Raw genomic sequence first — 13448 nt, forward strand, 5'->3', positions numbered from 1 at the left:
TCAAAAAAGCTGAAACCAAAATTCTGATGACTTGTTGATTAAAAAAACGCTCGTAACTAAAATTGATTGTTATGTACGTAATCTTAGGCGCATCTGGTCAGGTAGGGTCAGCCATTGTAGATCATTTATTGGCTAAAAAACTAGCCGTTAAAGCTATTATCCATAACCCAGAAAAAACTTCGGAAATTAAGAAAAAAGGAGCCGGGGTAGCTGTTGCTGATGCAATGGATTTAAACTCACTAATTGATGCTTTTCAAGGCGGTGATACCTTATTTGTTTTAACACCCGAAACCGGTAAAAATAAAGATGTACTGGGTGAAACCAAAACCATTCTCGAAAATTATCATAAAGCGATCCAGCAATCATCAATTAAAAAAGTGGTGGGTTTATCATCTATTGGTGCACAATATGATAAAGGAACGGGGAATTTGTTAATGTCGCACATGCTCGAACACGCTTTTGAAGATCTTGATATTCCGCAGGTTTTTGTCCGGCCGGCCTATTACTATAGCAACTGGTTGGCACAACTGCCAGAGGTTAAAAAAAGTGGTACACTTCCAACTTTTTATCCAACTGATTTAACCATCCCTATGATTTCACCTATGGATGTGGCCACATTTATAGGTGATGTGTTGGTAAAAGATGATGAATCTAAAATTTATGAAATTGTTGGTCCTGAAAAGTTAAGTTCTGACGATATTGCCAAAGCATTTTCGGTGGTTTTAAAGAAAGACGTAAAAGCAAAACAGATTCCGAGAGAAAATTGGGATGTTACACTACAAAATATAGGTTTTTCACCCGATGCGAGAAAAAATTTTATTGAAATGACCGAAACAGTGGTAAATGGAGATACCGATCCAGAAAATAACGGAACAACGCTAGTGGAATTAAAAACGGGTATTTCCGAATACATTGAAAATGCCCTTCGAGACAAAGAACATAAATAATAAATCTGAACATGATAATGATCAACAAGAGATATCATTAATCGAATTCAGTTATTAAATTTCTGTCATTCTCCGTTTTGCATGGGCTCATCGCCATCTTTATGGCCCCAGGTTAAACCTATAATCAGCACAATGGTGGTTAAAGTATAAAGCATCCGTTTCATTGTTTGGTTAGTTTAACTTAAACGGATGTTAAAATGAAAACGCTACATCAGTATATTAAGATTTATGAGGTTTTTAAGCAATAAGCATATTAAACCTCGGAGGTTTACTAGAAGATTTCCGAAGTTTGACAGGCAATAAAAGACCTATGAGGTTTTCGGGCAACATGCTTATCAAACCTCATAGGTCTTGTTAAAATTTAATTTTCAAAGTACATTTTTTTCGGGTTTCATCATTGGTTAACCCATCAGGCAGAGTAATCCTTAAACCTTTGGCATTCTGTTTCCATTTGATGTTAAATTCTTCATCTTCCATAAACAGTTCCTTTACTTTTAAAATGGCCGTCGACAGGGATTTAATGATCAATTCGCCATAATTGAATTCTAAAAGTTCGATGTTGAGTTCGTCTGCTTCGCCAGAGTAAAAGATGATGGGGTTAACTTCGTAAATATGTAGTTGATTACCGCTATGCTCATCAGTTTTTAAAGCAATTTTTCTGCTTACTGCCATCTTTGATTGATTTGAGTTAATTTACTGGTGGAAAATTAAAAGGTTTCCATGCTGGAAGGCCTGCCAGTTCTTTTTGGGTTTTTCCGCTAATATCCACTCCCCAGGTATTAAAAAATGGCGCCAGGTTACGCTTCACTACATTAGAATAGGTTTTCGCCCATAAATCGCGTTTTTCCTGATCGTTTAAACTGCCAATACCTGGACCGATTTTTTGGTATTCTTTAAAAAATGATTTAAAACTTTCCCAACCAAAACCTTCCTGCATCTGGCGGAACATGATCAAGCCCAGAAATGGATCATTTTTCCATTTTTCGTAGCTGGCGCCCTCAGCAAAATATTTTTTCATCATTTTTTGTGTGTTAGCACTCGAAACAGCAGCGTGCGAATCGTCTCTTCCACCCATTAAACGATCGAACATATAAAGCGAAAAGAAATTATTACTGACCTCGGTAGTACCTCCAAAAACCCAGTTTAAATTCTGCTTGTTGTGCCCAATTTCGTGAAAGAAACCCCAGTTTGCACCGCCTTTGCTTGGTTTCATCAATAATTCAGGATTGGCCATAATTTCGTTTGAAAGCATTTTTCTTGTAGGGGAATGATGGATCATAATCGGATAGCCACTGTGCATGTAGCCCCCGGCAATATGCTCATCAGGCACCATGCGCTGTGCCCTGTAAAATGGCGCAGGCATATTGGCGAGATCCAACTCCCCGAGCACAACTAAATCCCACAGTTTTAATACTTCTTCGGGCTTTTTAATAGTCTGTAATACACTGTCAGGTAAAGTCAGGATTACATTTTCAGTAGCCATTTCGCCCCAGGGTGCCTTGTTGTTTTTTAATTGGTATTCCCAATCGGCCTGTGTGCTTTTTCCCAATACAAAAAGTGGTGCAGCTACGGCATGACTGATTTTGAAATCAATTTTTCTACTGTCGGCCTTTGGTTTGATATCAATATAGATTAAGCCACCAAAAGGTGATGTTAATCTATTTTTTCCGACAGCTAATCTCTGCTTTTTGGTAATAATCGGCATCCTGCGCCAATCTTCTTTACCTGCAATCCAGTAATTTAACCGATCGCTGTGTGCACCGATCTGAACTTCAAGATCGTTTACATCAGCATTTTTAGGTACATCAATTTCAATATATTCGCCTGCTTTTGCATATAAACCTGTACTGTACATGGTCGCATTATCATAACCAGAATAACCCAAGGTTGATACAATTGACACCAGGCTATCGGCCATTTTTTTGTGTTCAATAGTTACGGTTTTAGCAATAAACTGAAAACCTGTTTTAACAGCACCAGGAAAAATATCGGCAGATGGCTGTGCTTTAATGTTTTTATAATCGGTACTTTTTAAAGTTTGATCGCTCCATTTTGCAATGGCTCGTCTGAAAACGGTATCGTTTTTAGAAAGAGTATGCTGTGGCGAGATAATCACCATTGCGGGATCTTTTGCTGCATCCTGAGCGAAGGTGGTTAAGCCAGTTGCTAATAATGCAAGGGATAATAATGATTTCATTTGTGTGTTTGGTTTGTGGTATGGTAAAGTTTATACTTTTTTCAAGCGAAAAACTTTGGTTTCGTGAGCAGTTACCTCACCGGTCCATTTGTTGTTTTTACCAATTATTTTATGCTGCCATAAATCTTTAATTTCGTATTTATCGGCTAAGCCCAGCTCTGCAAAACTTATTTTGGCATTTTGTGTAGATGCTGATTTATTTAACACCGCAACTGCAAAATCGCCATTGGCCAATGGACGCACAAAAACATCCCATATATCAGTTTTAATTTTTCTTTCAGCTTGTTTACCTAAGCCATCCTGATTTAATGCAATTACTTCTGCATTGGTAAAAATAGTTTTTGCTTCATCGTCCATCTTACGGATATCGCAGCTGGCATATAATGGCGAATTCAATATGCTGTATAAACTCATTTGGCTTTGGTATTCGGCTTTTGTACAGCCATTGCCATTAAAGGCTGACGACGGGCCTTTTGTACCGTGCAAACCGGCTACCAACATATCTCCGTCATTCCACCTGCCCGGGCCAGAAAAACTGGCCAATCCTGCTGTTTTATCAACCACGTTATAAATACCCACACCGCCTTTGCCTTCAATATCCATCCATTTATCCCTGATATCGTAAGTGGTACGCCAGCTTTGTCCACCAACCTGTGCGCCCCAGTTCCAGGGTTCGCGCGGGCCCCATTCGCAAATACCGAAAACAATATCCCTACCTGATTTGCGCAGTGCCTGAGCCATTGTACCATAACGTTTTTTAGCTGTTTCTACATCCTCCGGTGCATTACAATAATCATATTTAAGATAATCGATGCCCCAGGAAGCAAAAGTTTTAGCGTCTTTCTCTTCGAAATTTAAACTTGCGGTATAACCACCACAAGTTAAAGGAGCGGCATCAGAGTAGATCCCCAATTTCATACCTTTACTGTGCAGGTAATCGGCCAAAGCTTTAATACCTGAAGGGAATTTCTTTGGATCGGCAATGATATTATTTTTATTATCACGACCACCCTGCCAGCAATCGTCTAAAAAGATATACTGATAACCTGCCTTCACCATGCCGCTGCTAACCATGGCATCGGCCATTTCTTTAATGTCCTTTTCGTTTGGATTTTCTGACATGATGTTCCAGCTCATCCAACCCATTGGCGGTGTGGCGGCTAATTTAGTTTCCTGAGCAAAGCCAATTTGTGAAAACAGCAACAGGCTGAAGCAGATTTTGATAAATTTCATTTTACTTTTGGTTAGGTAATGTTCGTTTGATTAAAAAAATAGCGGTCCTCATCCGATAGCTATCGGATCCCGCGCAGGCGGGAATCCTAATGCAATATATAAACCTAGCTAAAGCATTAAGATCCCCAATTAACCCGATAGCTATCGGGTTGGGAATGACGAACTATCTATGTTATTTAATCGGTTTGATATAATAACTATACTGGTAATCTTTAAAAGGGATCTGGTATTGGATCAGCGGCATTGAGCCCCAGCTATCAATTCCCTGAACCCCCAACTGCTGCAAATCCATGTGTACATAAATCTGGTTGCGTTTTACCAGTTCACCAGAGTGATATTGCTTTTTCTCGGCTTCCGGATCGAGATCTTCGATCGCATAAGGCAGGGCGTTAAAGCTTAACAACTGATCTGCAAATTCGAAACGCAAACCTTTACCTGCTTTATTGGTAAAGGCCACCCAGCGTACTTCAGTTTTATTGCCACTTTCCTGCGGACGGGCATAAGCAAAATACTGATCTGCCACCGTTGATTTATAGGTACCGATTAAAGAAGCTGTTTTACGATCTATATAATTTTCTCCAGGACCACGGCCATACCATTGGATATTGCTGAAATCGTTTTTCAACTGCAGATCATTACCGATACGCATTAAACTTTTGTAATTACCGGTTATGGCTTTAAATTGATTACTTACTTTGATCGTTCCATCAGCAAGCACATTAAATTCTTGTGTGGTTTCGGCATCGCCTTTCAATAAACCTGACTTAACGGTTAAGGTAAAACCATCGGCTGTCGAATTTATGGTAGATTTTATATTGGCTGCAGCATTATCCTGATACACATTGCGCCACATGCGTAATCTGGTATTTAAACCCGCACCAATATCATTATCGGTAGGTGCACGGTAAAAACCCGGCTGTGGCCCAGACGCTAATAATTCTTGTCCTTTTGATAAATAACTGATTAATGTCCCTTTGGTTAAATCGAAAGTAATGGTAAAATCGCTTCCTTTAACTACTGCCCTATCGGTTGTTTGTTCTACTTTTAAGGCTTTTTTGCCTATAGCATAAGCATTGGCTTTAGGGGTACCAGCCAAAGCAATCTGCTCATAAGCAATTTCATAACCTTTTTCTAAAAATGGCTCAGGCGTTTTTAAGCGGTAACGAACATTTAAAAAATATTCTTTGCCCGCAGCATAATTGGTTTTAAATGGCAAGGTTAATTGCTGCGTTTGTCGCGGTGCAATATTAAGATCTGGAATTACTCCGGTCTGAATTACTTTTCCATCTTCTACCAGTTCCCAATTAAGTTGTACATTACTAATATCTTTAAAGAAATAGCTGTTGTTTACATTGATCTGGTTAGTACCATTGTAGGTCGTTTTAATATATTGATGTACTTTTTTCAGTTCTACAGCCATAGGCGTCATGCCGCGGTATGCAGTTACCACACCTTTTACGCAGAAATCGTTATCACTGAAGTTTTCATCAACCGGTCCGCTTAAAGGGAAATCCCCTCCATAAGCCATGATGCGTTTACCATTTTTAACGGTATCAATCGCCTGGTCGATCCACTCCCAAACAAAACCACCCTGAAGTTTCGGGTTATTTTCGATGGCATCCCAGTATTCTTTAAAATTACCCAAACTGTTACCCATAATGTGTGCGTATTCGCTCATGATAAACGGACGGGTTTCTTTTTCCTGTTTCGAATAACGTGGCAAATAATTTGGCGATGGGTATTGTGGAACGATCATATCTGTATTAAAATCATTCTCCGCTCTTTCGTACTGTACCGGGCGTAAATCTTTTGCTTTAAGCCATTGGTAAGCTTCGTAAAAGTTAACGCCATTACCTGCTTCGTTACCTAAAGACCAGGTGATTACGGAAGCATGATTTTTATCGCGCTCATACATCCTGGTAATGCGCTCAAGATGAGGATTTCTCCATTGTTTATCGTTGGCAAATGTGGTTTCTAAACTGTAATAACGGCCATGCGATTCGATATTGGCTTCGTCTATCACGTATAAACCGTATTCATCACAAAGTTCCATCCAATAAGGATCTGGTGGATAATGAGAATGGCGAACCGCATTTACGTTCAGCTTTTTCATCATTTCCATATCTTTTTCCATATCAGCATGGGTTAAGGTATGGCCCTGGGTAGCGTTATGCTCGTGCCTGTTTACACCTTTTAAAAATACACGCTTACCATTAACCAGTAAATCGCTTCCTTTAATTTCAACAGAACGGAAACCGACACGTTGAGGGATTATTTCGATTATTTTATTGTTTTTATCTTTTAAAGTAATGTACAGGGTATATAAATAAGGTATTTCTGCCGACCAGGTTTTTACATTGCTGACCTCCGTTTTAAAGGAAAGGTTGGTTTTATAATTACCCAACACTTTTTGAAGTGTAGTTTCATCTTTCCAAACTTTGTTTCCTTTGGCATCAACCAGATCGAGCGCTACATAAAAACTATCGGGACGGCTATGGTTGGTGCGCTGATCTATCCTATAATTTTCTACAGCTAAATCTACATTTAACAATCCATTGTTGTAAGTGGCATCGAGATTGCCTATCACCTTGAAATCGCGGATATCGAGTTTTGGGGTAGAATAAAGATAAACTTCACGTTCGATACCCGAAATGCGCCACATATCCTGGCATTCTAAATAACTGCCATCGCTCCATCTGTAAACCTGAAGTGCAATGGTATTTTCGCCGGGTTTAACAAATTTTGTGATATCGAATTCGGCAGCAAGCTTGCTATCTTCACTATAGCCTACCTTTTTGCCATTTACCCAGATGTAAAATGCCGATTTAACAGCTCCTAAGCTAATAAACACTTGTCTCCCGTCCCAGTTCGCCGGAATGTTGATCTTTTTCCGGTAAGAACCAACAGGGTTATTATCTGCCGGGATATCGAAAGGTGGGTTCATTTTGGCCCCGGTTAACTGTCGGCCGGCAAACTCGTAAGGCTGGTTTACGTAAATAGGTAAGCCGTAGCCATTCACTTCCCAATTGGCCGGAACTTTAAAATTATCCCAGGTTTTATCGTCGAAATCTACTTTATAAAAATCTGTTGGTCTCTTGCGGGGATCTTTTACCCAGTTAAATTTCCAGGTACCATTTAAGGATAAAAAATAGGCTGATTTTTCTTTCGCTCTTTTAGTTGCTAAATCTTGATTTTCGAAAGCAAAGGCCGTTGCGCGCATGGGTAAACGGTTTACCGAAACTACTTCTGGTGTTTGCAGTTCGGAAGGCAGATCCTGCGCGCTGATCTGTCCGGCAATAAATAATAGTGTAAATAAAATGGTTAATTTTTTTTTCATTTTGTGTGTTAAAATTGGTCTTGTGGAACCAAATTACTGATGATTAACTGATAATGATGAAAATGTTTTAGCGCAAACGTTTGAGTTTTAAATATGTTACCGAGCAGTTAACTTCTTAGCATGAAATGGGTAAAATTGAGTTATAGTTTTTTACCATTAAGCCGTCAAGAAAATTAAGTTCTATGGGCTGTAATGAAGTTTAGAATATATATTTATCATCCTAAAACAGAAAAAACCCTTTGCCACCAATTGGCGGCAAGGGTTTCACTAACTAAACTAACTACTATTTTAAAAATTCTAATTCGAAGTTTTTCAGGTAAGGTTTACCATCAAAACCGAAATCAGGAAGGATATTAATCTTCATCCAATATAATGCTAAAGCAGATACATCACTTACTGTTGATGGAATAGATAATGATGATGTTACAGGCTCTGGTGTTGTTCCCGGAGGATAAGCATTACCTAAATTAGCCCAACTATATACCCCAGAAAGCGACATATTGTAACCCATGGGGGCTTTATTGAAAAACGTGCCTTCTGTTCCTTCATCCATTGGCCAAAAGCCTACCAAATTGTTATAATTAGGGTGCTTAGTAATGTCTTTAAGGCCAACATTTGCCTTTATAACGGCGTCGCTTAGGGCCACGTTAAAAAATGCAAGGTTAGCCCCATAAAACGGTGTTGGCGTGTCGGAGTCACCCGTTCTATGTCCTACCCTTAGTGCTTCGGTTGTTGTTAAACTTTTCCTTCCTAAGATATCACTCGTTGCTTCCAAATTTCCATCCATATATAATTTGAGTGTTCTGGCTGTGGCTGCACCTTGCGCATTCACTGTAGTATTGATACTCATGGTTAAAGTATGCCAATCGGTTCCCGGTGCTGTTGTTGTATTTACCTGTAATTTCCCACTACCGCCATTTGCTGATCCTCCAACGGTAACTGAAAATTGATCGCCATAATGCCCCCATTGCCAACCGGTAATGGTACTACCGCTTAAATTTGTACTCTTACCAAAAAATGTTGGATAATATACATTGGTACTATTGAATTTGGTTTCCATTTGAACGGTAATACTTTTGGTATCGCCCACATCATAGAGGCCATTATCGTTTGGTGTAACCGCCCTTGAGGTATTGGTACTAAAAAGCACTGGATTGAAACCTGATTTTTTTAACTCAAATGATTTAAAAGCAGGGTTATAAACCAAGGTAAAGCCATTGGTTGGGTTTGCACTGCTACCACCATGATTACTGGTTACTATGACCAACCAATCTTCGTTTGCATAATTTTTTCTTGCTTTTAAAGCGGTTAAAATGTTACCAACATATTCATCGGCCTTTACAATGGCATTTTTATAGTTGGCATTGGCAGCTACATAACCTCCATTAGCGCCAGCCGCTTCAACTTCTCTAAAGTTTACAAATATGGTACCTAAACTGGTTTGGCTATTTAGAATGCTCACCGTACTGTCTTTAACGGCTATATCATTTGCCACAACAGGTGCAAAATCTGCATTTTTCATATAATTCCGCAAATTAGCCCATGGCGTAACGAAAGCTGTTTTTACCGATTTATACTGTGTAATATAATCAAATACGTTACGGTAAGATACAATGGTGGCATGTTCATCAACACCAGAACCTGCTGCACGTTCAAAATTATCAGTACTGATCTGGTGTTTCACAAAACTGGTACCGGTTAACATCGACACCCATCCGGCTGCATCAGAAGCTGTTTTTAAAGTATTATAAGAATATTTAGCATTCTTCTGCAGGGTTGTAATATTGGTTGGGGCAACAGTCTGCAATTCTGAACCTGTTAGCCCATCGATGCTGATGACCAAAATTTTGCGCTGCCCGGCAGAGAGTGGTTTCAGGTCTTCGTAAATTGCTGGTGGATTAGCGTATTTTTTACAGCCAGAATATGTTAAGAGGCCTATTGCGCAAATACAAAGCAGTATATTATATATTTTATGGTTTGTTTTCATAATAGTGAGAGTTTAAGGTTTAATAAGGTTACACTCTGATAAGTTGGCATACGTAGCATTGGCACCGCTTTTAATTACCACTTTTACAAACTTGGCACTCACATTACCTCCAGGGAAGTTAAAATTATAAACTGAAGTATTTTGCGGTAAAGTGGTGGTGCCCACACTCACATAATTCACATTATCGGTACTGGTAAATATTTCTACATCTTTCACATAACCACCGCTATTATTTTGTCTTTGGGCAAAAGTTACCCCTTTAACTGCTATAGGAACAGGTGATCCGGTACCTAGAACAATATTGATGGGATAGCCCAACGTGTTTGTGGAGGTTGCTGTTCCATAGTTTGAATGCCAGTAAGATGCTGCAGAAACAACACCATCAACCAGGGCAGCAGTTGTACCATCACCAGATTGAACAGAACTTACAGATACTACAGTGGTATTGTAGGTAATTGTACCGGTACCACCAGTTTTGTTTAGTGGATTATAAGTCCATAAAGCCGTTTTTAACAATGGGTACTTGGCATTTACTTTTGCTACCACTGCATCACTGATCAAAATTCCCCATGCACCGAAAAATGGTGATAAGTCGGTTTTGGTATAATCAGAGAGCTTTTCGTATACAAAATTGTGCTTAGTGATGTCATTAGTATTTAAACGGTCTGCATGGCGGGCCTGCGTATATAAATAAGTCATTGCGCCATAGCCATACTTTTCAAAAATCTGTACGAAAGGCGTCATTTTCATAAAAGGCGCTTCATCCACGGTATTCATTGCTGCATCTGTATCAAAGTTTTTAGTTCCTGTACCACTTGCATAAGCAATCGCTTTAGGAAAACCACTGGAAACTGCCGGGTGTAGAATATTGTAGTTGGCACCAATCCTATTGGCTACTTTAAAGCTGAACAGGTTGTTGGTGGTTTCGCCCAAAGTACTCCAGCTCCACACATTTGCCTGTTGACAGTTGTGTCCAAACTCATGATAGGTACCCCATTGGCCCGAACTGGTAGAGATTGAATTTAAACTGGTAAAACTGGCAAACCAATAAGAATCGTTTAAGCCCACAAAAGGAAAACCTGAGTGGCCATAACCTAAACTCAGCTGAATATCGAGTACGCCGCGCCACTGACTTTGAGGACTACGGTCTCGAATATCGGCAGCATTATCTGATAAACCCATCCAGGCATTATAATCGAGGTCGAAAACATCGTTCCATCTGGTAAATACCGCTGTTGGATTGGTAAAAGGCTCGCTTGAATTAAAAGTAGCCATTACTTTATCCCTGGGAATGGTAAAAATAACGCTTTTTGCCCTCAATTCTAACCAAGGCACTTGCGAAGCCTTTACTTTGGCCACCCAATCGGCATCACTGATTTGACCCAAAATAAAATCGGGCGATACTACAGCACCCGTAATGGTAAAAGTAACCGGGTTAGCATAAGCGAAAGTAGCCAAAATGTAAATATGACCACCGTAAAGGTTACGGATATAATTGACACCAGCAACCAGTTTTTTTCGGTTATATATTACGGGGTCGCGAAGTAAAGGGGATTTACCAGCCAGGTTATCGGTATGAGCACCAATCTGTACGGTTAATCCATCAACCCCTGCCGGAACCACAAGTTTGATCAACTCGCCCGGGGCAGCGTAGTAACCTGTACTGTATTGTGGTGATGGTGCTTCTGAAATTCTTAAGTTTTGTGCAGTTTGATCGGTAAAGTTAAGGTTAAGTGTAAACTGAGCATCTTTTACCCTGGGTTCTGTTTGATCAACCAGGCCAGGGAATACCCTTGCTTTGGCGTACATCGACTTATCGATCAGTTTCATATTGGTATCGATGGTTCCTTCAGCTACGTTCTGCGAATCATCGGGATAACCATCCGGAACTTCATAGCCATACTTTTTACATGCAGTAAATGCCACTAAAAGAGACAGGCCAAATATTTTAGTTAATTGATTAAATTTCATTTTATCAATATTTAAAGTTAATTAGTCGGTAATGATACAGTTGGGATATATAACCTGCCTGTTAAACCCCATTGAGGAGAAACAGCAATATTTAACCAATTGTAAATGAGTAGTGGAATATCGACACCATTAGGTACAGAAAGGTATGCTGCAGGAGAAATATCAGGCGAGATGTTTGGCGAAATTTCTTCAAAACCAGCAAATGTTACGTTACTGCTGTAAGTAAAATTGTTTCCTTTACCCGATTGATCTAACATTGTGGTTCCGCTTGTTTCATTTCCTGGCCAGAAACCTAGCAAATTGTTATAAAACGGCGTACTCGGTTTAATCTGCGTTCTCATAATTGCAGCTACATCAGTTGCAGACATGCTTACGTTAAACAAGGCTACATCCCTGATTAAAAGATTGGTTTGCGTATCACCATTGGTACCTACGTCACCACCTAACCTAAGTGGAATGTTGTTATCTATATTTCTTCCGTTTATAGATCCTGAATACCTGGTTAGCCCATCAACATATAAAGTAAGTGTTCTTACACCGTTTAACAGGCCAATGGTAAAGGCTACAGTGTGCCAGCGTCCATCACGGATATCGATACCAAAACCCGGACGTGGAGTTCCGCCCCAATCTAACTGAGCAGAGTTTGAACCGAACAGAAAGCCCCATCCGGTAGATGAAACGGAGTTAAAAGCATTTCTTTTTGCCAAAAACATCGGATAATAATTGGCCTGCCCATAATCATCCCTAAATTTGAACATAAAAGTAAAATCGCCTGTGGTACCAAAATTGCCAATTGCGGTATTATTTTGAATAGCAGTAACATTAGAATTGGTTGTCGCGATAAAACGTGGACCTGTACCTACGAATGGGTAGCTATTGGGATCTGGCTGTGAAATCAATACCGACGAAAAACGGGGATTATAAAAAGCGATGTAAGCATTTCGTGACGGATCGTTAAAAATATTCGTACCTGGAGCACCTCCAGATGGGCCACCACCTTTATTTGAAGCAATAACCACCAACCAGTTTTCTCCTGAATATCCTTTTCTTGCTTTTAGCGCAGTTAGTATTTCGCCGATGTAACCATCTATGCTTTTTATAGCGGCAGCATAAGCAGGTGTAGCAGCGGTGTAACCATTAGCTGCTCCGGCCGTTTCGGCACTGTGAAACTGCGCCACTACCATTGATGGATTGTTAGTGGTTAACTCGGTAACTACTCCGGTTTTTACAGCAGCATCGTCAGCCACATTCTGTTTTACAGTGGCATCGCCAGCCAGTTTATCATTAAAAACGGTTGTTGATGCAATTGAAACTGTTCTGGCATTATTGAGCGAACTTTTAATCCTCGTGAAAACCGTGGGTGTAGTTTGCAGGTTTAAACCCGAAAAATCTTCACTGGTTACATTGTGTTTGGTATAATCGTAACCGGTTAACATGGTTGTCCAGGCCGAGGCATTGGTAATGACGTTATATTTATTATCAGCCAAACCTTCGTAAGTGTAGGTGGCTTTGGCATTAATCTGAGCCAGATTGGTGGGCGCCAGTGCTTTTATTGCTGCACCCGTTACGCCATCCAAAACGATATAAAGCACCTTTTTACCGGCCCCTAAACCTAGTGTATCGTTTCTGAAATTTTGTGGCAATGTATTTTCAAAATCCTTATTACACCCGGTGGTCATAAGGAATAGCCCAAATACCAGGCTTAAGCCCAGGCATTTAAGGGTTGCTGTTAATGTTAATGCTTTTTTCATCTCTTTAATATTTGAAACTATACTG

8 protein-coding genes are annotated in these 13448 nt (G+C 39.9%); 1 reads left to right on the plus strand and 7 read right to left on the minus strand.

The genetic code is table 11. From position 1 onward, the window contains the following. Positions 1–71: 71 nt before the first annotated feature. On the plus strand, positions 72–947 hold the full coding sequence (locus tag U859_RS0108630) for an NAD(P)H-binding protein (protein ID WP_025142993.1): 876 nt from the start codon (positions 72–74) through the stop codon (positions 945–947). Positions 948–1301: 354 nt separating this feature from the next. On the opposite strand, the gene U859_RS0108640 is transcribed toward U859_RS0108630, so the two are convergent. From U859_RS0108640 to U859_RS0108670, 7 genes are all read right to left on the minus strand, one after another. Further along, positions 1302–1619: a hypothetical protein gene (locus tag U859_RS0108640; protein ID WP_025142994.1), complete on the minus strand. Its 318-nt coding sequence runs from the start codon at positions 1617–1619 to the stop codon at positions 1302–1304. Between the two features lie 16 nt (positions 1620–1635). Continuing rightward, positions 1636–3144, minus strand: coding sequence for a M60 family metallopeptidase (locus U859_RS0108645; protein ID WP_025142995.1), 1509 nt, complete (start codon positions 3142–3144; stop codon positions 1636–1638). 30 nt (positions 3145–3174) lie between these two features. Next, positions 3175–4377, minus strand: a complete 1203-nt coding sequence (locus tag U859_RS0108650) for a glycoside hydrolase family 27 protein (protein ID WP_025142996.1) — start codon at positions 4375–4377, stop codon at positions 3175–3177. 172 nt (positions 4378–4549) lie between these two features. Next, entirely contained in the window at positions 4550–7714 is a 3165-nt protein-coding gene (locus U859_RS0108655) for a glycoside hydrolase family 2 TIM barrel-domain containing protein (protein ID WP_025142997.1), read from the minus strand. A 283-nt stretch (positions 7715–7997) separates the two neighbouring features. Further along, positions 7998–9701, minus strand: coding sequence for a LamG-like jellyroll fold domain-containing protein (locus U859_RS0108660; protein WP_025142998.1), 1704 nt, complete (start codon positions 9699–9701; stop codon positions 7998–8000). Positions 9702–9713: 12 nt separating this feature from the next. Further along, on the minus strand, positions 9714–11672 hold the full coding sequence (locus tag U859_RS0108665; protein ID WP_025142999.1) for a M60 family metallopeptidase: 1959 nt from the start codon (positions 11670–11672) through the stop codon (positions 9714–9716). Between the two features lie 17 nt (positions 11673–11689). Then, a complete protein-coding gene (locus U859_RS0108670) occupies positions 11690–13423 on the minus strand; it encodes a DUF4983 domain-containing protein (RefSeq protein ID WP_025143000.1) in 1734 nt (577 codons plus the stop codon). Positions 13424–13448 lie beyond the last annotated feature (25 nt).

The sequence above is a fragment of the Pedobacter jeongneungensis genome, from assembly GCF_000633455.1.
Taxonomy (GTDB): Bacteria; Bacteroidota; Bacteroidia; order Sphingobacteriales; family Sphingobacteriaceae; genus Pedobacter; species Pedobacter jeongneungensis_A.